The organism is Rhodopseudomonas sp. P2A-2r (genome assembly GCF_026015985.1).
Classification (GTDB): domain Bacteria; phylum Pseudomonadota; class Alphaproteobacteria; order Rhizobiales; family Xanthobacteraceae; genus Tardiphaga.
This window is the reverse complement of sequence record NZ_CP110389.1, coordinates 4,302,030-4,325,386: the sequence shown is the minus strand read 5'-3', so window position 1 is coordinate 4,325,386 and position 23,357 is coordinate 4,302,030. Positions and strand designations below refer to the sequence as shown.

Annotated in this window: 17 protein-coding genes and 1 pseudogene; 16 read left to right on the top strand and 2 right to left on the bottom strand. The window is 65.0% G+C overall.

Features of this window, described 5'->3' with window-relative positions; genetic code table 11:
• The first annotated feature begins 29 nt into the window (after positions 1–29).
• From ONR75_RS20935 to ONR75_RS20925, 3 genes are all read left to right on the top strand, one after another.
• Positions 30–2,429 carry a TonB-dependent receptor family protein gene (locus ONR75_RS20935; protein ID WP_265078947.1) on the top strand — a complete coding sequence of 800 codons (2,400 nt, stop codon included), beginning with the start codon at positions 30–32 and terminating at the stop codon, positions 2,427–2,429.
• A 91-nt stretch (positions 2,430–2,520) separates the two neighbouring features.
• Entirely contained in the window at positions 2,521–3,732 is a 1,212-nt protein-coding gene (locus ONR75_RS20930; RefSeq protein ID WP_265078946.1) for a sialidase family protein, read from the top strand.
• Entirely contained in the window at positions 3,729–4,229 is a 501-nt protein-coding gene (locus tag ONR75_RS20925) for a TlpA family protein disulfide reductase (RefSeq protein ID WP_265078945.1), read from the top strand. The genes ONR75_RS20930 and ONR75_RS20925 overlap by 4 nt, the downstream gene beginning before the upstream one ends.
• Positions 4,230–4,381: 152 nt before the next feature.
• On the opposite strand, the gene ONR75_RS20920 is transcribed toward ONR75_RS20925, so the two are convergent.
• Both ONR75_RS20920 and ONR75_RS20915 read right to left on the bottom strand, forming a co-directional pair.
• A complete protein-coding gene (locus ONR75_RS20920) occupies positions 4,382–5,116 on the bottom strand; it encodes an SDR family oxidoreductase (protein WP_265078944.1) in 735 nt (244 codons plus the stop codon).
• 239 nt (positions 5,117–5,355) lie between these two features.
• Positions 5,356–7,164 carry an IlvD/Edd family dehydratase gene (locus ONR75_RS20915; RefSeq protein WP_265078943.1) on the bottom strand — a complete coding sequence of 603 codons (1,809 nt, stop codon included), beginning with the start codon at positions 7,162–7,164 and terminating at the stop codon, positions 5,356–5,358.
• Positions 7,165–7,378: 214 nt separating this feature from the next.
• Between ONR75_RS20915 and ONR75_RS20910 the strand changes: the two are divergent.
• The 13 genes and pseudogenes from ONR75_RS20910 (at position 7,379) to ONR75_RS20850 (ending at position 23,033) form a co-directional block, all read left to right on the top strand.
• A pseudogene (locus ONR75_RS20910) lies at positions 7,379–8,442 on the top strand (ABC transporter ATP-binding protein).
• Positions 8,443–8,680: 238 nt separating this feature from the next.
• Positions 8,681–10,006: an ABC transporter substrate-binding protein gene (locus tag ONR75_RS20905; protein WP_265078942.1), complete on the top strand. Its 1,326-nt coding sequence runs from the start codon at positions 8,681–8,683 to the stop codon at positions 10,004–10,006.
• A gap of 162 nt (positions 10,007–10,168) precedes the next feature.
• Positions 10,169–11,128 (top strand): carbohydrate ABC transporter permease, encoded by a 960-nt coding sequence (locus ONR75_RS20900; protein ID WP_265078941.1) that lies wholly within the window; start codon positions 10,169–10,171, stop codon positions 11,126–11,128.
• Positions 11,121–12,038, top strand: a complete 918-nt coding sequence (locus tag ONR75_RS20895; RefSeq protein ID WP_265078940.1) for a carbohydrate ABC transporter permease — start codon at positions 11,121–11,123, stop codon at positions 12,036–12,038. Before ONR75_RS20900 ends, ONR75_RS20895 begins: the two co-directional genes overlap by 8 nt.
• Positions 12,039–12,205: 167 nt before the next feature.
• On the top strand, positions 12,206–13,192 hold the full coding sequence (gene denD / locus ONR75_RS20890; protein WP_265078939.1) for a D-erythronate dehydrogenase: 987 nt from the start codon (positions 12,206–12,208) through the stop codon (positions 13,190–13,192).
• A 199-nt stretch (positions 13,193–13,391) separates the two neighbouring features.
• Complete coding sequence (locus ONR75_RS20885) at positions 13,392–14,561, top strand: acetyl-CoA acetyltransferase (RefSeq protein ID WP_265078938.1); 1,170 nt, start codon at positions 13,392–13,394, stop codon at positions 14,559–14,561.
• A gap of 23 nt (positions 14,562–14,584) precedes the next feature.
• Positions 14,585–16,138, top strand: coding sequence for a class I adenylate-forming enzyme family protein (locus ONR75_RS20880; RefSeq protein WP_265078937.1), 1,554 nt, complete (start codon positions 14,585–14,587; stop codon positions 16,136–16,138).
• Positions 16,139–16,345: 207 nt separating this feature from the next.
• Entirely contained in the window at positions 16,346–16,546 is a 201-nt protein-coding gene (locus ONR75_RS20875; RefSeq protein WP_265078936.1) for a hypothetical protein, read from the top strand.
• A gap of 310 nt (positions 16,547–16,856) precedes the next feature.
• Entirely contained in the window at positions 16,857–18,071 is a 1,215-nt protein-coding gene (locus ONR75_RS20870; RefSeq protein ID WP_265078935.1) for a CaiB/BaiF CoA transferase family protein, read from the top strand.
• Positions 18,072–18,075: 4 nt separating this feature from the next.
• A complete protein-coding gene (locus ONR75_RS20865; RefSeq protein ID WP_265078934.1) occupies positions 18,076–19,242 on the top strand; it encodes an acyl-CoA dehydrogenase family protein in 1,167 nt (388 codons plus the stop codon).
• Between the two features lie 199 nt (positions 19,243–19,441).
• Positions 19,442–20,578: a thiolase family protein gene (locus ONR75_RS20860; RefSeq protein WP_265078933.1), complete on the top strand. Its 1,137-nt coding sequence runs from the start codon at positions 19,442–19,444 to the stop codon at positions 20,576–20,578.
• Positions 20,575–20,943: a Zn-ribbon domain-containing OB-fold protein gene (locus tag ONR75_RS20855; RefSeq protein WP_265078932.1), complete on the top strand. Its 369-nt coding sequence runs from the start codon at positions 20,575–20,577 to the stop codon at positions 20,941–20,943. The genes ONR75_RS20860 and ONR75_RS20855 overlap by 4 nt, the downstream gene beginning before the upstream one ends.
• Positions 20,940–23,033 carry an acetate--CoA ligase family protein gene (locus ONR75_RS20850; RefSeq protein WP_265078931.1) on the top strand — a complete coding sequence of 698 codons (2,094 nt, stop codon included), beginning with the start codon at positions 20,940–20,942 and terminating at the stop codon, positions 23,031–23,033. Before ONR75_RS20855 ends, ONR75_RS20850 begins: the two co-directional genes overlap by 4 nt.
• Positions 23,034–23,357: the final 324 nt, after the last annotated feature.

The window sequence follows — 23,357 nt, the reverse complement described above, 5'->3', positions numbered from 1 at the left end:
GGCGGCGATGCCGGTGTCAGGATATTTCTATGTTTCGTGCATCTGCCCTGTGCAGTGCGAGCGCCGGCGCGCTTGTGCTTGCCGTTTCCATTTCAGCTGAGCCAGCGTTTGCGCAATCGGCAAGCCAAAGCTTGCCGGCCGTTACTGTCGATGCGCCCGGCGCCGCGCCGAAGCGCGCGGTGCAAAAGCCGAAGGTCCGCTCATCGGCTGCCAGGTCACGCGCGCGGCCCGCCGCGGTCAGCGCCTCCGCAAATCCGTCGCAGGCCAGGCCGGCCACCGCCAGCGATGCGCGCGGAAGCCTGTCCAGTGTGCCGGCAGGACAGACCCAGACCACCATCGATCGCAGCCAGTTCGACAACCGGCCGGCGTTTTCGGTCGGCGACGTCCTGCGCGACAGCCCGGGCGTCTCGGTCAAGCAGGGCAACGGGCCACGCGATCTCGGCATTTCGATCCGCGGCTCCAACGCCCGCAACGGATTCGCGATCCGCAACCTGGTGATCTTCGACGACGGCTTTCCGGTCACGCAGCCCGACGGTCTGTCGCGCAGCGATCTGATTGATCCGCGCGCTTACGGAGCCATCGACGTCATCCGCGGGCCGTCGTCGGCGCTGTACGGCAACTATGCCACCGGCGGCGCGCTCAATTTCCGCACCCGACCGGGCGGCGAAATCAACGGCATCGAATACGGCGTCGATGGCGGTAGCTTCGGCTATCTCAACAACTACCTGGCGGCGGGCAAGAAGGTCGGAAACTTCGAGGGCTCGCTGTTTGCCAGCGACGCCCGCGGCGACGGCTTCATCGGCAACAGCTGGTTCAACACGCAGACCGTGAATTTTCTGGGGACCCTGAAGATCACGCCTGACGATCGGCTGACGCTGAAGGTGATCAACAACGATCTCGATACCCGCCTGCCGATCCGCTCCTCGCTTAATCAATACTATCAGAATCCATTCCAGCAGGGCTGCGCGACCGCCGCGGGCGCCGGCGCCGGCTGCGGAACGGTCACGCTGAACAACAACGGATTCAACAACGCGGCGGGAACCAGCGCGCGGACCGCGGAGCAGGCCGGGCTCGGACGTACCGACCGGCGCACCATTGTCGGCGGCCGGTGGGAGCACGATTTCGACAACCAGACCACATGGCGCAACCAGTTCGTCTTCGATGACCGCAACATCAGCCAGCCGACCGGCACCACCAACGCCATCGGCGACTATCCGTCCTACAATTACTCCAGCGACATCACCCGTCGCGGCGAGATCCTCGGGATGGCGGCAACGACCTATTTCGGCGGCTTCTACAACACGCTGAGCTGGTCCGGCGATACCCGCATGCTGATGCCGGGCGGAAATGCTGCGCTCGGGCGGCTGTCCTCCAACGTGGTAGGCGAGCACACCAACTACGGCCTGCGTGCGCGCGAGGAGCTTGCCCTGACGTCGTCGCTGACGGCAATTGCCGGCATCGGCTGGGAAGTCACGAATCTGACCGGGAGGAACTCCGCCTACAGCTATACCGGAGCGTCCGGCGTCACCTCGACCTCTGTCATCAGCACCGACAGGCAGTTCGAGAACACCGCGCCGGAGCTGGCGCTGCTCTACAGGCTGAACAACGAGTGGCTGTTCCGCGGTCGGGTGGCGACCGGATACGGCACGCCGCAGGTCGGCAATCTGTTCGTCCTCGCCAATGGCCAGTTGGGCAACAACACCCAGCTCGATACGCAGAAGAACCTCGGCTATGACCTCGGCTTCGACTGGACGCCGAACAATGCCGTGAAGTTCAGCGTGACCGGTTTCTACGAGTTCTTCCGCAACGAACTGGTTTCGCAGGCGACGCCGGTCGGGGCGCCCAATTCGAGCTATACGTTCAATGCGCCGCGCTCCGAACATCGCGGGGTCGAGCTCGCGGCCGACTGGCAGATCACGCCCGGCTGGCGGGCAACTGCGGCCTACACCTATCTCGACCAGATCTACACCGACTACACGGAAAACCTGACCAATGGACAGGTGTTCAGCTTCAACCGGGCAGGCAACAAGATCCCGGGCGTCTCCCCGAACGAACTGACCGCACGCCTGGGTTATGACGAACTGGCGGGACCGTTGCAGGGCCTCGGCGCGTTTGTCGAACTGCAGTGGAAGGACTCGTTCTATCTGGACAACGCCAACCTGCTGAAGGCGCCCGGCTACGAGCTGGTCAACCTTAATGTCCACTACAAGACCGATCTGGCGTCGAACTATCTCAAATCGCTCAGCCTGTATCTCGAGGTGAGGAACGTGTTCGACCGGACCTATATTGCTTCGGCGAACAACATCGGCAACTCGGTCACGTCAGGCGGCGTCCAGAACCCTGCGACCGTCCTGGCGAACTCCACCGGATCTATTTACGCGGGCTCGCCGAGGACCTTCGTCGCCGGCATGAAGGTGGCGTTCCAATGAGCGGGGCGCGCCGGCAATTCGACAGAATGCCGGCGCGCTCTGTTCATGCATTGGGTAGCCGCGAATGATGAGGCAGCACAGTCGAGGGCAGATGCTTCGAACGGGGATCGTTGTGGCGTTGTCCGTCACGCTCTGGCGGGCGACTGCATCCGGGCAAATGTCCCATCAGCATGCGTCGGAAACCGCGTGCGAAGAGCAGATTCTGCGTTGCGCATCGAAGGTGACGCCGGCCTTCGGTCCGGACGGGACGCTTTGGCTGGCATGGATGGCGGGCGGGCAGGTTTCCGTCGCCAGCTCGAAAGATGTTGGGCAAAGCTTCTCGCCGCCGGTAGCGGTGTCGAAAGAGACCCTCAATCTCGACTGGGGACCTGACGCAAGGCCGAAAATTGCCGTGGATCGCGACGGCCGGATCGCGGTGGCGTTTTCGACGTTCCGGGACAAGGCGTTCAACGGTCAGGTATTCAACGCGCGTTCGGTGGATGGCGGCCAGAGCTTCACGGCGCTGCTGCCGATCACTGCGAATAACGAGAGCCAGCGCTTCGAGGCGCTGGCGATCGATGCCGACGGAACGGTGTTCGCCGCATGGCTCGACAAGCGCAATCGCGTTCCGGTGCAGCAGGCCGGCAAGAAGTATGACGGCGCCGCCCTCTATGTGGCGTCGTCGCGGGACGGCGGCGCCACCTATTCCGAGGCGCAGATGGTCAAGGACAATACCTGTGAATGCTGCCGGATCGGGCTGGCGTTCGTCGGGCCGGGGCGTCCGGTGGTGATCTTCAGGAACATCTTCGAAGGCGGCGTTCGCGACCACGCGATCGTCACCTTCTCCGATCTGGCGACGCCGGGTGATATCTTTCGGGTCAGCCAGGATGACTGGCAGATCGCCGCCTGTCCGCATCACGGGCCGAGCCTGACGATTTCGGCTGCAGGCACTTACCATGTGAATTGGTACACCAACGGCAAGAATCGCAAGGGCCTGTTCTATGCCCATTCGCACGATGGCGGGCGGACCTTCTCGGCGCCGCTTGCGCTCGGCCAGCCCGGACGCAGCCCATCGCGGCCATATGTCATCGCGGGCCCGCACGGCATCGAGCTCGTGTGGAAAGAGTTCGATGGCGAAAAGACCACGGTCAATCTCATGACGTCGCGGGACGATGGCAATAGCTGGTCGGCGCCGAGGGCTGTCGCGACGACACAGGATACATCCGACCATCCGTTGCTGGTGACGGACGGGCGCAGGACCTTCCTGTCATGGATGACCAAAGCCGACGGCTATCGCTTTCAATCGATCGAGGAAGAGCCATGAAGTCGAAGTGTCTGGCAGGCGCGATCCTGATGGTCCTGGTGCTGACGGCGCAGGCCGCCGGCATCCCGGAGCAGCTGAAGCCCTTCGAGCGCGGAAGCTGGCAGAAAATTCTGCACGCCCATGCGGGGCGGCCCACGCTGGTGCATTTCTGGGGCGTCACCTGCGGTCCGTGCAAGGTTGAATTGCCGTTGCTCGGCGCGTTCATGAAGGATCACCCGGCGATCGATGTCGTGACCATCAGTGCCGACCTGGTGCCGAATCTGCCCGATGCCACCCGCGCGATGCTGCAGAACGCCGGCCTGTCATCTGCAGAGAACTGGATTTTCGGCGATGGATTTGTCGAGCGGCTGAGGTTCGAGATCGATCCGGACTGGCAGGGCGACATCCCCCGCACCGTGTTGATCGCCCGCGACGGTCAGATCACCACCATGGAAGGCACTGCGGAAATGGCCGACGTCGAAAGCTGGTCAGATCGACAGTCCGCTGCGGTCCGCTGAACGCACATCCTCGCCCCGCGCTTCCGGGGAGGGCAGGGTGAGGGGACTTCCAATCTGCGCGTACCATTCGCATGGCGATGGCCGTGCAGTCGCCGCTCACACGACTGGTGCAGCGGCGGCCGCCTCTCCCCGCAAGCGGGGAGAGGCGGAGGTCAAAGCGTCCAGCCGCCGTCGATGATGTGGGCGACGCCGGTGGTGAACGAGCTTTCGTCGCTGGCGAGATAGACCGCCAGCGAGGCGATCTCGTCGGCGGTGCCGAGCCTGCCCATCGGCTGCCGCGACACGAACAGTTCGCGTCCCTGCGGGCCGGCCGCCGCGGCGCGGTCGAGCATCGAGGGCGTCTCGATGGTGCCGGGGCAGATCGAGTTGCAGCGGATGCCCTTGGTGATGAAGTCGGCCGCCACCGCGCGGGTCAGCGCCGCGACAGCCGCTTTGGTGGCGCCGTAGACGTAGCGGTTCGGTGCGGCTTTGAACACGCCGGCGGCGGAGGCGATGTTGACGATGCTGCCGCCGCCGTTGGCCAGCATGCCCGGCAGGAAGGCGCGGATCGTGCGGTGCATCGACTTGACGTTGATGTCGAACGAGAAATCCCAGGCCGCGTCGTCGCAGTCGAGCACGGTGCCGTGATGCACGAAGCCGGCGGCGTTGAGCAGGATATCCACCGGCCCGACCTTCTTGGCCATGGCGTCGACCGCCGCGCTGTCGCGCACGTCGAGTTTAGCCACCTCCGCCACGCCGTCCTTGGTCAGGGTGGCGATGCCTTTCTCGTCGATGTCAGTGGCGAATACCGTGGCGCCCTCGCGTGCAAAGGCCAGCGCGCAGGCGCGGCCGATGCCGGCGGCCCCCGCAGTCACAAAGGCGCGTTTACCCTTCAGCCGATCAGACATGTGGTTCTCCCCATTTGTTATTATTCAAGTCTTCGAAGTTGAAGCGACGGCCCAGCGCTCCCTCGCCCCGTTTGCGGGGAGAGGGCTGGGGTGAGGGGGAGCCAGTGAGTCTCACGGGCTCCCCTCACCCGAAGCCTCGCTATCGCTCGGCTCCGACCTCTCCCCGCCTAGCGAAGCTTCGCTTCGCGCGGCGGGAGAGGTGCTCGACTGCGCTGACGGATGTGCGCGGTAGGTGACGGTTAGTGGTTATGCCTTGCCGTGCCGATCGTGCCGGCAATGTCGTGATAGCGCGTTGCCAGTTCCAGGCAGGCGCCGGTGGCCTGCTGGCCGACGGTGGAGCGGTACAGTTCCTGCCACGGCGTCTGGTTGGCCGGATACTTGAACCCGCCCGCAGCCATCAGCTCGGCGCGTCGCCGTTTCAGCTCCTCGTCGGAGATCATGATGTTGGCTTCGCCCTTGTTGAGGTCGATGCGCACCATGTCGCCGGTCTTGAGGATCGCCAGGCCGCCATTGGCCGCGGCCTCCGGGGTGGCGTTGAGGATCGAGGGCGAGCCCGAGGTGCCGGACTGCCGGCCGTCGCCGATACAGGCCAGCGAGTGGATGCCGCGTTTGATCAGCGCCGCCGGCGGCTGCATGTTGACCACCTCGGCACCGCCGGGATAGCCGATCGGCCCGGTGCCGCGCACGAACAGGATGCAGTGCTCGTCGATGTTCAGGTCGGCGTCGTCGATGCGGTGGTGATAGTCCTCCGGCCCCTCGAACACGATGGCGCGGCCCTCGAAGGCGTTGGGGTCTTTCGGGTTGTTGAGGTAGCGCTCGAAGAACTCCTTGGAGATCACCGAGGTCTTCATGATCGCCGAGTCGAACAGGTTGCCGCGCAGCACCAGGAAGCCGGCATCCTTCACCATTGGCTTGTCGTAGGACCAGATCACGTCGTTGTCCGGCTTCGGTGCGGCCGCGCAATTCTCGCCCATGGTCTTGCCGTTGACGGTCATGGCGCCTTCGTGGATCTTCTTGTGCGTCATCAACTCGCGCACCACCGAGGGCACGCCGCCGGCGCGGTGATATTCTTCGCCGAGATAGAATCCCGCCGGCTGCATGTTGACCAGCAGCGGGACCTTGTGACCGACGCTCTGCCAGTCGTCGATATCCAGTTCGACGCCGATGTGGCGGGCCAGCGCGTTGATGTGGATCGGCGCATTGGTCGAGCCGCCGATCGCGGAATTGACGACGATGCAGTTCTCGAACGCCTCGCGGGTCAGGATGTCCGAGGGCTTGAGGTCCTCCCACACCATTTCCACGATGCGGCTGCCCGTCTCGTAGGCAATCTGGCCGCGTTCGCGGTAGGGCGCCGGGATGGCGGCGCAGCCGGGCAGGGACATGCCCAGGGCTTCGGCCAGCGAGTTCATCGTCGACGCCGTGCCCATGGTGTTGCAATGGCCGACCGAGGGCGCTGACGACGCCACGATGGACATGAATTCCTCATAGTCGATCTCGCCCGCGGCGAGCCGCTCGCGGGATTTCCAGACCACTGTTCCGGAGCCGGTGCGTTCGCCCTCGTGCCAGCCGTTGAGCATCGGCCCGCCGGACAGCACAATCGCCGGCAGGTTCACCGTCGCCGCCGCCATCAGGCAGGCCGGCGTGGTCTTGTCGCAGCCGGTGGTCAGCACGACGCCGTCGAGCGGATAGCCGAACAGCACCTCGACAAGGCCGAGATAGGCCAGGTTGCGGTCAAGTGCCGCGGTCGGGCGCTTGCCGGTCTCCTGGATCGGATGCACCGGAAATTCCATCGCCAGCCCGCCGGCGGCGGTGATTCCCTCGCGGACGCGCTTGGCCAGTTCGAGGTGATGGCGGTTGCACGGCGACAGGTCGCTGCCGGTCTGGGCAATGCCGATGATCGGCTTGCCGGACTGCAGTTCGTGGCGGGTCAGGCCGTAATTCAGGTAGCGCTCAAGATAGAGAGCGGTCATCGCTGGATTGTGGGGGTCGTTGAACCACTCGCTGGAGCGGAGCTTGCGTCGGGTGATCCCGGTCATCGGCTTGTTCATTTTTTCTCCCGCACCGCACACATTTAATACGCTGTGCGTCATATTTGATTTGGCGCCGGATGTTCGCATGTCATCGCAGCGTTCGCAACGCTTGCAGCGACCGCTTGTCACTACGACTTTGATCCAACGACATTTCCAGAATATTCTGTTATGAGGGTGAAATCAAAACGCGCCGCGGCTGTGCCGGAGGACGCGGGTATTCGGGAGAAACTTGATGGCGTCAGTGCAAATTCACGACGTGCGTAAATCATTTGGTGGTTTTGAGGTGTTGCACGGCGTCTCCGTCCCGATCGAGGACGGCGCCTTCGTGGTGCTGGTCGGGCCGTCCGGCTGCGGCAAGTCGACCCTGCTGCGCATGTTGGCCGGACTGGAAAAAATAACCTCCGGCACCATTTCGATCGGCGATCGCGTGGTCAACGATGTCCAGCCGAAGGAGCGGGACATCGCCATGGTCTTCCAGAACTACGCACTGTACCCGCACATGACGGTGGCCCAGAATATGGGCTTTTCGCTCAAACTGCGCGGCGCCGCTCAGAGTGAGATCGACGAGAAGGTCAACCGCGCCGCCGACATTCTCGACCTGCGCCGCCTGCTCGATCGCTACCCCCGGCAGCTCTCCGGCGGCCAGCGCCAGCGCGTAGCCATGGGACGCGCCATCGTCCGCGATCCCCAAGTCTTTCTGTTCGACGAGCCGTTGTCCAACCTGGACGCCAAGCTGCGCGTCGCCATGCGCGCCGAGATCAAGGAGCTGCATCAGCGGCTCAAGACCACCACGGTCTACGTCACCCACGACCAGATCGAAGCCATGACCATGGCCGACAAGATCGTGGTGATGCAGGACGGCATCGTCGAGCAGATGGGCGCGCCGCTCGAGCTCTACGATCATCCGGACAACAAGTTCGTGGCCGGCTTCATCGGGTCGCCGGCCATGAATTTTCTCGAGGGCACGTTGAAGGTCAACGGCGGCCAGCCCTGGGTGGAGACCGCCAGCGGCGCCGCCTGCCGGTGGCGGAAGCGCCGGCCTCTGCCAATGGTAAGGCGGTCACCTACGGCATCCGTCCGGAGCATCTCGAATTCGCCGATGACGGCATCGAGGCCGAGATCGTGGTGGTCGAGCCGACCGGTTCGGAAACCCAGATCGTGGCGCGCATCGGCACCCAGGACATCATCGCGATCTTCCGCGACCGCCGCCATGTCGAACCCGGCGACAAGATCCATCTGCGGCCGCGCGCGGCTTCGGCGCATCTGTTCGACAAGGACACGGGAAAGAGGATCTAGACGGCACTTACCTCTCCCCGCCGCGCGAAGCAAAGCTTCGCTAGGCGGGGAGAGGTCGGATTGCGAGCGAAGCGAGTAATCCGGGTGAGGGAGTTCGTGTTTTGCGCAACGCCCCTCACCCCAGCCCTCTCCCCGCAAGAGCGGGGAGAGGGGGCGCATGGTCGGTGCGTCGAGGTTGAAGAGAACGTTCAAAACATTGGTCGATCAACGAACCAATACAACAGGGAGAAGATGAAAGATGACTGGATTCACACCGGACCGCCGTTCCCTGATCAAGGGTGGCGCGCTGACGCTGGCCACCGCCGCCACCATGTCGGCCGACCAGTTGCTCGGCTATGCCAAGGCCTGGGCGCAGGCCTCGCCGTTCAAGCCGGAGGCCGGCGCCAAGATCAACCTGCTGCGCTGGAAGCGCTTCGTCGAGGCCGAAGACGTCGCCTTCATGAAGATCGTCGACGCCTTCCAGAAGGCCACCGGCGTCACCATCAACGTCTCCAACGAATCCTATGACGACATCCAGCCCAAGGCCTCGGTGGCCGCCAATACCGGGCAGGGCCTCGACATGGTCTGGGGCCTTTACTCGCTGCCGTTCCTGTTTCCGAGCAAGTGCCTGGATGTCACCGACGTTGCCGATTACCTCGGCAAGAAGAACGGCGGCTGGGCGGAGTCCGGCAAGAAGTACGGCATGCTGAACGGCAAGTGGATCGGCGTTCCCGTCGCCGCCACCGGCGGCCTGGTGAACTACCGCGTTGCCGCCGCCGAGAAGGCCGGCCACAAGACCTTCCCCAAGGACCTCGCTGGCTTCCTCGATCTGGTCAAGGGCATGAACAAGGTCGGCGCGCCCGCCGGCATGGCGCTCGGCCACGCGTCGGGCGACGCCAACGGCTGGGTGCACTGGGCGTTGTGGGCCCATGGCGGCAAGCTGATCGACAAGGGCAACAAGGTCACCATCAACTCGCCGGAGACCGCCAAGTCGCTGGAGTACGTCAAGGCGCTGTATGAGAACTTCATTCCCGGTACCGCGTCGTGGAACGACTCGTCCAACAACAAGGCCTTCCTCGCCGGCCAGCTGCATCTCACCACCAACGGCATCTCGATCTATGTCACGGCGAAGAAGGAAGCTCCGGACATCGCCGCCGACATGAACCATGCCCATCTGCCGGCGGGTCTCGACGGCAAGACCCGCGAGCTGCATCTCGGCTTCCCGATCCTGATCTTCACCTTCACCAAGTTCCCGCAGGCCTGCAAGGCGTTCACCGCGTTCCTGATGGAGCCCGAGCAGTTCAACCCGTGGGTCGAGGCGGCGCAGGGTTATCTGTCGCCGTTCCTCAACGACTTCCAGAAAAACCCGATCTGGACGGCGGATCCGAAGAACACCCCGTATCGCGACGTCGCCACCACCGCGTCCACCCCGGCAGGCGACGCCGAGATGAGCGAGAACGCGGCGGCGGCGATTGCCGATTTCGTGGTGGTCGACATGTACGCCAACTACTGCACCGGCCGCGAGGACGTGAAGACGGCAATGGCCTCGGCGGAACGCGCAGCCAAGCGCATCTTCCGCGGCTGACGTCGACCGTGTCCCGGATCTGCGATACGGCATGCTTATGCCGCTTCGCAGATCCGGGACCGTACCAAACGCCGGAGCCTCACGAGGCCCGGTTCTGCGGAGCAGCACGGCGCGAGGCCTGTGCTGCTCCGCGCCTGGGACACGAGCAGGAGCTGTTACTGTATGACGACCATCCCCACACCGCTCCCCACGCCGACCAGGCATTACGGGAAATCCTCCGCATGGGACCGGCTGCGCACCAACCGCAACTGGCTGGCGGTGTGGTTCATGCTGCCGGCTGCGGCGTTCCTGATCCTGTTCCTGGCCTATCCGCTGTTTCTCGGCGTCTGGATGAGCTTTACCGATGACCGCATCGGCCGCGCCGGCGTGTTCGTCGGCCTCGAAAACTACGAGTGGCTGAAGGACGATTCGATCTTCTGGCTGTCGGTGTTCAACACGCTGCTCTATACGATCGTCGCCTCCGCCATCAAATTCGCGGTCGGCCTGTATCTGGCGCTGCTCCTGAACCGCCACATGCCGTTCAAGGCGCTGATCCGCGCCGCGGTGCTGATCCCGTTCATCGTGCCCACCGTGCTGTCGGCCATTGCCTTCTGGTGGATCTACGATTCGCAGTTCTCGATCATCTCCTGGTCGTTGATCAAGATGGGGCTGATCGACCACAACATCAATTTCCTCGGCGATGGCAACATGGCGCGCGCCAGCGTGATCTTCGCCAATATCTGGCGCGGCGTGCCGTTCGTGGCCATTACCCTGCTGGCCGGGCTGCAGACGGTGTCGCCGTCGCTGTACGAGGCGGCGGTGCTGGATGGCGCGACGCCGTGGCAGCGCTTCCGCTTCATCACCTATCCCTTGCTGACGCCGATCATCGCCGTGGTCATGACCTTCTCGGTGCTGTTTACTTTCACCGACTTCCAGCTGATCTGGGCGCTGACCCGCGGCGGTCCGGTCAATGCGACGCATCTGATGGCAACGCTGAGCTATCAGCGCGGCATTCTCTCCGGCCGGCTCGGCGAAGGGGCCGCCATCGCCACCGCCATGATCCCGTTCCTGATGGCCGCCATCGCGATCTCCTGGTTCGGCATGCAACGCCGCAAGTGGCAGCAAGGCACTGACAATGACTGACGTACCCGCCAACACCCGCGTCGCTCCGGCGGCCACCGTCGAGCAGGACGACAACAGCGAGGGCATGACCTATCTGGAGTCGTTGCCCAGCCGCATCGTCACGCTCTACATCCCGCTGTTCATCATCGTGGTGATCCTGCTGTTCCCGTTCTACTGGATGGCGCTGACGTCCATCAAGCCGGACGAACAGCTCATCGACATGGAGAAGTTCAATCCGTTCTGGGTCATCAAGCCGACCCTGAAGCACATCAACAAGCTGCTGTTCGAGACCAACTATCCGCGCTGGCTGTGGAACACCATGTATGTGGCGGCGGCAGCTACCACGCTGTCGATCATCGCCTCGGTGCTGGCGGCCTATGCCATCGTCCGGCTGCGGTTTCGCGGCGCCGAAGTGGTCGGCGCGACGATCTTCATGGCCTATCTGGTGCCGCCGTCGATCCTGTTCATCCCGCTGGCCTCGGTGATCCAGGCCTATGGGCTGTTCGACTCGCCGCTGTCGCTGATCCTGATCTATCCGACGCTGCTGATCCCGTTCTCCACCTGGCTGCTGATGGGTTACTTCAAGACCATCCCGTTCGAACTCGAGGAATGCGCGCTGATCGACGGCGCGTCGCGCTGGCAGATCCTGGTCAAGATCATCGTGCCGCTGGCGGTGCCCGGACTGATCTCGGCCTTCATCTTCTCGTTCACTTTGTGCTGGAACGAGTTCATCTACGCGCTCACCTTCCTGCAATCGACCCAGAACAAGACCGTGCCGGTGGCCATCGTCAACGAGTTCGTCGACGGCGACATCTACAAATGGGGCTCGCTGATGGCCGGCGCGCTGGTCGGATCATTGCCGCTGGTGATCCTGTATGCGTTCTTCGTCGAGCATTATGTGTCGGCGATGACGGGCGCGGTGAAGGAGTAGGCGGCTTACGAAAACACCGCCCTCATCCTGAGGAGCGGTCGTCTTCGACCGCGTCTCGAAGGATGGCCAAACACTCCCCCATGGTTCGAGACGGCGCTGACGAAGCGCCTCCTCACCATGAGGGTCATGGTGCTTCAGTCGACTAGCAACAAGAAACGGAGTTTCCCTTGCATATCCTCATTCTCGGCGCCGCCGGCATGGTCGGCCGCAAGCTCACCGAAAAACTGCTGGCCGATGGCCGGCTCGGGAGCCGCGAGATCACGCGCATGACCTTGCAGGACGTGGTGGCGCCGATGAAGCCGGCCAACGCCACGATTCCCATCAGCTTGGTCACCTCGGATTTCGCCGATCCCGCCACCGCTGCGCCGCTGCTGACACATCGCCCCGAGGTGATCTTCCACCTCGCCGCCATCGTCTCCGGCGAGGCCGAGGCCGATTTCGACAAGGGCTACCGCATCAATCTCGACGGCACCCGCTTCCTGATCGACGCCATCCGCGCCGTCGGCGGCGGCTACAGACCGCGCCTGGTGTTCACCTCGTCGATCGCGGTGTTCGGCGCGCCGTTCCCGGACAAGATCGGCGACGAATTCTTCCATACGCCGCTGACCTCCTACGGCACGCAGAAGTCGATCTGCGAAATGCTGATCGCGGATTACAGCCGCAGGGGCTTTCTCGACGGCATCGGCATCCGCCTGCCGACCATCTGCGTTCGGCCGGGCAAGCCCAACAAGGCAGCGTCCGGCTTCTTCTCCAACATCATCCGCGAGCCGCTGGCCGGCCATGAGGCCGTGCTGCCGGTCTCGGAAGACGTCCGCCACTGGCACGCCTCGCCACGCTCGGCGGTGGGCTTCCTGGTTCACGCCGGCACCATGGACCTCGCCGCCATGGGCGCGCGGCGCAATCTCAGCATGCCCGGAATGTCGGTCACCGTGGGCGAACAGATCGCGGCGCTGGAGCGGGTCGCCGGCAAGAGCGTGGTGGCGCGGATCAGGCGCGAGACCGATCCGGTGATCACCGGCATCGTGTCCGGCTGGCCGCGCGACTTCACCACCGACCGCGCCCTCAAGCTCGGCTTCACCACGGCGGAAAAGACCTTTGACGACATCATCCGGATTCACATCGAGGATGAGCTGGGCGGAAAGTTCGTGGCGTAACGCAGCTCTCTCCCCGTCATGGCCGGGCTTGTCCCGGCCATCCACGATGTTCCGCACGAACGTGGATGCCCGGCACAAGGCCGGGCATGACGGAGTTCCGATCGCAAATGCAGAGCTGAAGCGCATCCTGCAATGACGGTTTGATCTGCCGGCTCCCGTGTCTATATTGACCCCAACAACTTCACCCGGGAGAAACCGCATGACCGCCAGCATCGTTGGATGGGCGCATACGCCGTTCGGCAAGTTCGACGCAGAGACCGTCGAGAGCCTGATCGTCAAGGTCGCCAATGAGGCGATGGCCGATGCGGGGATTTCCGCGGCCGACGTCGACGAAATCGTGCTCGGCCATTTCAACGCTGGTTTCTCGCCGCAGGACTTTACGGCCGCTTTGGTGCTGCAGGCCGATCCGGCGCTGCGCTTCAAGCCCGCCACCCGCGTCGAAAATGCCTGCGCCACCGGCTCGGCCGCGGTGCACCAGGGCGTGAAATCCATCGCCGCGGGCACGGCAAAAATCGTGCTGGTGGTCGGCGTCGAGCAGATGACGCGCACGCCCGGCCCGGAGATCGGCAAGAACCTGCTGCGCGCGTCCTACCTGCCGGAAGACGGCGAGACCCCCGCGGGTTTCGCCGGCGTATTCGGCGGCATCGCGCAAAAATACTTCCAGAAATACGGCGACCAGTCCGACGCGCTGGCGATGATCGCCGCCAAGAACCACGCCAATGGCGTGCACAATCCCTATGCGCAGATGCGCAAGGATTTCGGTTTTGAGTTCTGCCGCTCCGAGAGCGAGAAGAACCCGTTCGTCGCAGGTCCGCTGAAGCGCACCGACTGTTCGCTGGTGTCGGACGGCGCCGCGGCCCTGGTGCTCACGGACTCCGAGACCGCGAAGACCATGGGCAAGGCGGTGACCATCAAGGCCACCGCGCATGCCCAGGACTTCCTGCCGATGTCCAAGCGCGACATTCTCGCCTTCGAGGGCTGCACTGTGGCCTGGCAGCGCGCGCTGGAGGCGGCCGGCATCACCCTCGATGATCTCTCCTTCGTGGAAACCCACGACTGCTTCACCGTGGCCGAACTGATCGAATACGAAGCCATGGGCCTGACCGAACGCGGGCAGGGCGCCCGTGCCATCAAGGAAGGCTGGACCCAGAAGGACGGTAAACTGCCGATCAATCCGTCCGGCGGCCTCAAGGCCAAGGGCCATCCGATCGGCGCCACCGGCGTCTCCATGCATGTGCTGAGCGCGATGCAACTGCTCGGCCAGGCGCCGGAAGGCATGCAGATCAAGAACGCCAAGCTGGCCGGGATCTTCAACATGGGTGGCGCGGCGGTGGCCAACTACGTCTCCGTGCTGGAGCCCGCGAAATAGCCCGGCGCAGGCGAGGATAGCCCATGAACGTGGCCGACTGGCTGGCAGCGTCCGCGCGTCTGCATCCCCATGCGCCGGCGCTGCTGAGCGGCACGGCGGTCGAGGCGGACTACGCGACCTTTGCCCGGCGTGCCCGTGCGCTCGGCGCGGCGCTGATGCGCGATTATGGCGTGCAGCCGGGCGACCGCGTCGCGCTGTTCATGTCCAACTGCACCCAATATCTCGAATGCATGTATGCGGTGTGGTGGATCGGCGCCGCGGTGATCCCCATCAACGCCAAGCTGCACGGCCGCGAAGCCGCGTGGATCTGCGACAATGCTGGCGCCAGGCTCGCCTTCGTCGATGACGACAGCAGCAAGGCGCTGGCGCAGGTCATGGAAGACCTGCCGGCCGGCATGCAGATGCTGGCGGTGGAGTCGGCCGAGTATCGCAGCTTTCGCAACGACGACGGTGGCCTGCCGGCGCCGCTGCCGCGCGACGATCACGATCTGGCCTGGCTGTTCTACACCTCCGGCACCACCGGCCGGCCGAAGGGCGTGATGCTCAGCCACGGCAATCTGGTGGCGGCGTCGCTGTGCTATCTCGCCGATGTCGATACGGTCACCGGCCAGGACGCCGCACTCTACGCCGCGCCGATTTCCCACGGCGCCGGTCTGTACAACTTCATCCATGTCCGCATGGCCGCGCGCCATGTGGTGCCGGTCTCCGGCGGCTTCGATGCCGACGAGGTGCTGACGCTGGCAAAGCAGCTCGACCATGTCGCGATGTTTGCCGCGCCCACCATGGTGCGCCGCCTGGTCGATGCCGCCAAGAAGCGCGGCGAGCAGGGCGAGGGCATTCGCACCATCGTCTATGGCGGCGGTCCGATGTATCTCGCCGATATCCGCGACGCGCTCGCCACCATGGGCCAGCGTTTTGTGCAGATCTACGGGCAGGGCGAGTCGCCGATGACCATCACCTCGCTGCCGCGCGCCTGGCATGCGGACGTCGATCATCCCCGCTATCTACAGCGCCTCGCTTCGGTCGGGGTGGCGCAGAGCGTGATGTCGGTGCGCATCACCGATGCCGATGGCAAGCCGCTGCCGGCGGGCGAGACCGGCGAGATCGAGGCCAGGGGGCCGGCGGTGATGCTCGGCTACTGGAACAACGACAAGGCCAATGCCGAGACGCTGAAGGACGGCTGGCTGCGCACCGGCGACGTCGGCCGGCTCGACGAAGACGGCTTCCTCACATTGTCCGACCGCTCCAAGGACGTGATCATCTCCGGCGGGACCAACATCTATCCGCGCGAGGTCGAGGAGGCGCTGCTGACCCATCCCGATGTGCAGGAGGTGTCGAGCATCGGCGTGCCAGATCCCGAATGGGGTGAGATCGTCGTCGCCTGCGTGGTGCTCAAGCCCGGCGCCACGGCGGACGACGCGGCGCTGGACGCCCATTGCCTGCGCAGCATCGCCCGCTTCAAGCGGCCGAAGCGCTACGTGTTCATGGACGCATTGCCGAAGAACAATTACGGCAAGGTGCTGAAGACCGAATTGCGGCAGGTCATGGCGCAATCCGGCCCGCCGTCGTCATCCTGAGGTGCGCGCTCTTGCGCGCCTCGAAGGATGGGCTGCAAGCTGGTGGCCGCATCCTTCGAGGCTCGCCGTTGCGGCGGAGCAAGAGCTGCGCCTGAGGCGAGCGCCTCAGGATGACGATGTCCCTCCGTGCGGCAAAATATCGATAGGTCCGGCGCCGCGAACCGGCTAACCCTTGCGTAACTTCAAAGTCCCCCAGGAGACGACCTCATGGCCAACGACAATTCGCTTTCGCTTTCCGAACTCAACGACCGCATCGCCATCCTGCAGGATAATATCCGCCAACTGGTCGAGCAGGCCGCCGGCGCCTCGGGCGGCTCGACCGAAGAACGCACCGCCGATCGCCTCGAAGCGCAGAATGCCGAGCTGGACAAGCTGACCGCCGCGCGCGACGCGCTGTTGGGCAAGTAGGCGGCGAAGGTCCGTGCTCTCTTGTCCCGGACGCGGTGCAGCGCCCTTTGCGCTGCTCCGCAGATCCGGGACCCTGCCTTTCGCGGCATGAGCTGGACCCCGGATCAGCAGCGCACCACGTCGCAAGGGCGACGCGTTGCGCAGCATCCGGGGAACGCCGCACCGCCCCGTCCATTGCCCGACACCTTCATCCCACGCATGCGGCCCCGCGCCAGCCGGCCTTGATCTTGCCGATGCCATGCCGCTACTAGGCAGCAGCGAGACGGCGCCCGAGAGCGCCGCGCGATGCTGATCGGGAGCGGACGAAACCATGGGACCATTGCAAGGGGTCAGAGTCATCGACATGACGTCGGTGCTGATGGGCCCATACGCCACCCAGATGCTCGGTGATTACGGCGCCGACGTCGTCAAGGTCGAATCCCCCGATGGCGACGTCACCCGGCAGATCGGGCCGATGCGCCATCCCGGCATGGGACCGTTCTTTCTCAACACCAATCGCAGCAAGCGCAGCCTGTGCCTCGACCTCAAGAAACCCGCCGGCCGCGATGCGTTGCTGCGGCTGGTCAGGGACGCCGACGTTCTGATCTACAACATCCGCCCGCAGGCCATGGCGCGGCTCGATCTGAGCTACGAGGTCTGCGCGGCGATCAATCCCCGGCTGGTCTATGCCGGCGTGTTCGGCTTCGGGCAGGACGGCCCCTATGCGGCCAAGGCCGCCTATGACGACCTGATCCAGGGCGCCACGGCGCTGCCGCATCTGGTGGCGCGCGTCAGCGACGGCCCGCCGCGCTACGTGCCCAACGCGCTGGTCGACCGCATTGTCGGCCTCACGGCCGTCGGCGCCATTCTCGCCAGCGTGGTGCATCGCGACCGCACCGGGCAGGGCCAGCGGCTGGACATTCCCATGTTCGAAACCATGGCCAGCTTCGTGATGGGCGACCATCTCGGCGGCCTCACCTATGAGCCGCCGCTCGACAAGGGCGGCTACGCCCGCCATCTGTCGCCGGACCGTCGCCCGTACCAGACCAGCGACGGCTACATCTGCGCCATGGTCTACAACGACAAGCAGTGGCTGAGCTTCCTGCGTGCGGTCGGCCGCGACGACCTGCTGGCCGATCCGATGTATGCGAGCTTCCCGCAGCGCACGGCGCATATCGACGTGGTGCTGGCCGAACTGTCGAACATCTTCCTGACCAGAACGACCGCGGAATGGATCAGGCTGCTGGACGATGCCGACGTCCCGTCACTGCCGATGCACGACCTCGAGAGCATGCTGACCGATCCGCATCTGCTGGCGACGGATTTCTTCCCCGTGGTCGAGCATCCCACCGAAGGCGCGATCCGCAACATGAAGGTCTCCGCCACCTGGTCGCAGACCCCCGTGGAAACGCCGCGGCTTGCCGCCATGCTGGGCGAGCACAGCGCCGAGATCCTCGCCGAGGCCGGCTATTCCGCCGCCGAAATCGCGCAGCTCGCTGCCGACGGCGTCATTCGCACGCCGATCCTCGATACCGCACAGGTCTGATCCCATGGATTTCGCCACCGACGCCAACGAGGAGTCGATCCGCGACGCGATCGAAAAGATCTGCGCCCGCTTCGACGATGCCTACTGGCTGGGCAAGGACAAGGACGGCGGCTTCCCGCACGAATTCCACAAGGCGATGGCCGAGGCCGGCTGGCTCGGCATCTGCATTCCCGAAGCCTATGGCGGCTCCGGGCTGGGGATCAGCGAGGCCGCGATCATGATGCGGACCATTTCGGAATCCGGGGCAGGGATGTCCGGCGCCTCGGCGATCCATATGAATGTGTTCGGGCTCAATCCCGTGGTGGTGTTCGGCACGCCCGAACAATGCGCGCGCATGCTGCCCGGCATCGTGTCGGGGGCGGAAAAAGCCTGCTTCGCGGTCACCGAACCCAACACCGGCCTCAACACCACGCAGCTGAAAACCCGCGCGGTGCGCGACGGCGACAAATACGTGGTCAACGGCCAGAAGGTGTGGATCTCCACCGCCCAGGTGGCGGAAAAGATCCTGCTGCTGGCGCGCACCACGCCGCTCGAAGATGTGAAGAAGCCGACCCACGGCCTTAGCCTGTTCTACACCGATTTCGATCGCAGCAGGATCGCCGTGCACGAGATCGAGAAGATGGGCCGCAAGGCCGTCGACTCCAACGAGCTGTTCATCGCGGATTTCGAGATCCCCGTTGCCGACCGCATCGGCGAGGAGGGGCGCGGCTTCGACTACATCCTGCATGGCATGAATCCGGAGCGTATCCTGATCGCTGCCGAAGCCGTCGGTCTCGGCAAGCTGGCCCTGAAGCGCGCCGCCGACTACGCCAAGTCGCGCGTCGTGTTCAACCGCCCGATCGGCCAGAACCAGGCGATCCAGCATCCCCTGGCGAAGAACTGGATGGAGCTGGAAGCCGCCTGGCTGATGACCCTGTCGGCCGGCTGGCAATACGATCAGAACCTGCCGTGCGGCCCCGCCGCCAATGCCGCGAAATATCTCGCCGGCGAGGCCGGCTATCACGCCTGCGAGCAGGCGGTGATGACCCATGGCGGCTTCGGCTACGCCAAGGAATATCACGTCGAGCGCTATCTCAGGGAATCCCTGATCCCGCGTATCGCGCCGATCAGCCGCGAGCTGATCCTGTCCTTCATCGCCGAGCGCGTGCTCGGGCTGCCGAAGTCGTATTGATGATGGTGTCGCCATTGAGCAGCGCAGCGCGGTCCATCGTTGCGGTGGCAACTCTCCGCCCGTCGTCCCCGCGAAGGCGGGGACCCATACCCTCCGCTCCTCCAAACGGAGCGCCGTGGCTCCCGCAGCGCGCCACTCGGAATACGGTGGTTATGGGTCCCCGCCTTCGCGGGGACGACGACCGAGCTTGGCGCAACACATGAGCTACATCACCGGCGTCGGCCTCACCCCGTTCGGCAAGCATGAGGGCTCGTCCACCCTCGACCTGATGAGCACGGCCGCCGAAGCCGCGCTCGCCGATGCCGGCCTCAAGCGATCCGACATCGACGGTTTCCTGTGCGGCTATTCCACCACCATGCCGCATATCATGCTGGCCACCGTGTTCGCCGAGCATTTCGGCATCACCCCGTCCTATGCCCACGCCATCCAGGTCGGCGGCGCCACCGGCATGGCGATGGCCATGCTGGCGCATACGCTGGTGGATGCCGGTGTCGCAAAGCATGTGCTGGTGGTCGGCGGCGAAAACCGCCTGACCGGCCAGAGCCGCGACGCCTCGATCCAGGCGCTGGCGCAGGTCGGCCATCCCGTCTTTGAGGTGCCGCTTGGCCCGACCATCCCCGCTTACTACGGTCTCGTCGCCAATCGCTACATGCACGACTACGGCGTCACCGAGGAAGACCTCGCCGAATTCGCCGTGCTGATGCGGGCGCACGCGCTGACCCATCCCGGCGCGCAGTTTCATGACGCCATCACCGTGGCCGACGTCATGGAATCGAAGCCGATCGCCAGTCCGCTGAAGCTGCTGGATTGCTGCCCGGTGTCCGACGGCGGCGCCGCTTTCGTGGTCAGCCGCGAGCGCACCGGCGCCATCGGCGTCCGCGTTCTGGGTGCCGCGCAGGCGCATACCCATCAGCATGTCACCGCGGCGCCCGCGCTATCCGAGCTTGGCGCGGAAATCTCCATCGCCCGGCTCAAGGCTGCGACCGGCATCGCCATCGCCGATGTGCGCTACGCTGCCGTCTACGACAGCTTCACCATCACCCTTGCCATGCTGCTGGAAGACCTCGGCCTCGCCCGCCGCGGCGAAGCGGCGGCGCTGGTGCGCGCCGGGCATTTCGGACAACACGGCGCCATGCCGCTGAACACCCATGGCGGCTTGCTGAGCTATGGCCATTGCGGCGTCGGCGGCGCCATGGCGCATCTGGTCGAGACCCATCTGCAGATGACCGGCCGCGCCGCCAACCGCCAGGTGCGCGATGCCTCGCTGGCGCTGCTGCATGGCGACGGCGGCGTGCTGTCGTCCCATGTCAGCATGGTCCTGGAGCGGGTGCAATGAAGTCGCTCAAGCCAGTTGCCGACTGGACCACCGGCGTGGAAGCTATCAGCTATCAAACGTGCGCGTCGTGCCAAGCCGTGCAATATTTCCGCCGTGCCTTCTGCGCCGCTTGCGGCGCGCCCGACCCGGTCGACAAAATCGCCAGCGGGCAGGGCACCGTCTACGCGACATCGCTGGTGCTGCGCGCGGCGACGCCCGAGGCGCGCGCCCACGTGCCCTACAACATCGTTCTCATCGACACCGCCGAAGGTTTTCGCATGATGGCCCACGGGGCCAACGATCTCGTCATCGGCGACAAGGTGGCTGCCGGCTTCCGGCAATTCACCGGTCGCCTCGTACCCTATTTCGAAAGGACTCTTCCATGAGCCGTCTTCGCGCCGCCCTCGATCCCCGCTCGGTCGCCATCATCGGTGCCTCCGAAAATCCCAACAAGGTTGGCGGCCGGCCGGTTCATTACCTCAAGAAATTCGGCTTCAAGGGCAAGATCTATCCGATCAATCCGACCCGCACCGAGATCCAGGGCGAGCGCTGCTATCCGAGCCTGCGCGATCTGCCGGAGGCGCCGGAGATGGTGATCGTCGCGGTGGCCGGCGACAATGCCATTGCCGCGGTGGAAGATTGCGCCGCCTTCGGCGTCAAGATCGCCGTGGTGATGGCCTCGGGTTTCGGCGAGGTCGATGCCATCGCCGGCAAGGCCAAGGAGCGCCGCATGGTCGAGGTCGCTCACAAGGCCGGCATGCGCATTGTCGGGCCGAATTCGCAGGGCCTCGCCAATTTCGGCACCGGCGCCATCGCCTCGTTCTCCACCATGTTCATGGAGTTCGACCGCGTCGAGGGCCATGTCGCCATGCTCAGCCAGAGCGGCGCGCTGTCCACCGTGCCGGTCGGCTTCCTCAATCCGCGCGGCATCGGCGTGCGCCACAGCCATGCCACCGGCAACGATGCCGACATCACCGTGGGCGAACTGGCCATTGCGGTGGCCGAAGATCCCGAGGTCAAGCTGATGCTGCTCTATCTCGAGAGCATCCCGGACAAGAAGTATCTCGAAGAACTCGCGGCCATCGCGCTCGACCGCGACCTGCCGATTATCGCGCTGAAGTCGGGCCGCTCCGAGGCCGGCCGCCAGGCCGCGCAGTCGCACACCGGCGCGCTGGCCAACGAGGACCGCGTGGTCGATGCCTTCTTCGAGCATCATGGCATCTGGCGCGCGCCGGACATGCGCGGCCTGGTGGAGGCCACCGAGCTCTATCTCAAGGGCTGGAAGCCGCGGGGCAGGCGGCTGGTCGCCATCAGCAATTCCGGCGCGGTCTGCGTGATGACGGCGGACGCCGCCACCACCGTGGGCATGCCCATGGCCAAACTGTCTGACGATACGGACAGGAAACTGAAGGGCATCCTGCCGAGCTTTGCCACCACGACCAATCCCATCGATCTCACCGCGGCGCTGCTCTCCAACAGCCGGCTGTTCGGCGACATCCTGCCGGTAATTGCCGAGGACCCTGCCGCCGATGCCTTCGTGATCGGCGTGCCCGTCGCCGGTCCCGGCTATGACGTGGCGGCCTTTGCGCGGGACTCCGCAGCCTTCGCAGCGCAGACCGGCAAGCCGCTGGTGGTGGCGGCGACGCAGCCCAGCGTGGCCGTGGAATTCCAGGCCCAGGGCGTCTCGGTATTTCCTACCGAGGTGGAGGCGGTCACCGCGCTGCATCAGTTCCTCGCCCATCGCGAGTTGATGGCGCGCACGCTGGAGCGCCGCGCCAGCCGCGGAAAATCCGACGCGCTGATCGCGTCGGCCGGCGAGATGACCATGCTGAACGAGGCCGACAGTCTCGACCTGCTGGGCAAACGCGGCATTCCCGTGGTGCCGTACCGGCTGTGCCGCTCGCGCGCCGAAGCCGTTGCGGCCTTCGAGGCCATCGGCGGTCCTGTTGTCGTCAAGGGCTGCTCGGCCGATATCGCGCACAAGTCCGAACTCGGCCTGGTCAAGGTCGGCGTCAAGGCGCGCGAGGAGGCCGGCGAGATCTACGCCGTGATGGAGGACATCATCCGCAAGCACGGCGCGCGCTTCGACGGCGTCATCGTCGCCGCCATGGCCAGCGGCCGCCGCGAGATCATGATCGGCGCGCATCGCGATCCGGTGTTCGGCCCGGTGGTCGCGGTCGGCGACGGCGGCAAGTATGTCGAGGTGTTCAAGGACACGACGCTGCTGCTGCCGCCCTTCTCGACCGACGACGTCCGGGAAGCGCTCGGCAGGCTGCGCATCGCGCCGCTGTTCGCCGGCGTGCGCGGCGAACCGCCGATGGACGTCGCGGCGCTCTGCGACGCCGTGGTGAAGATCGGCGAACTGATGCGCGACGCGTCGGCCAAGGTGATGAGCATCGACCTCAACCCTGTCATGCTCGACAGCGCGGGCAAGGGCTGCGTGGTGGTCGATGCCGTGGTGTTTCAGGGGAGGTAGCCTTCGGTCCGGTTCCTCACCGTTTCCCGGGCGCGCTGCAGCACAGGCGATGCGCAGCATCGCCGAAAGTGCTGCTGCGCAGACCCGGGATCCAGCTTCTTGATGTCAACGAGCTGGGCCGGATCTGCGGTGCACCATGCCGCGCAAGCGCGGCGTGGTGCACCGCGTCCGGGGAACGGACCCAACTCGGATGGCGATATTTTTTCCTAGACTCTCTTGACGATCATTGGTTTAGGTTTATAATCCATGACATCCCGTCCCACCGAGAGGGGCGTATCGCGATCGTCAGGTTCGCGGGGCGGGGTGCGGTGGACGCGGCAGCGT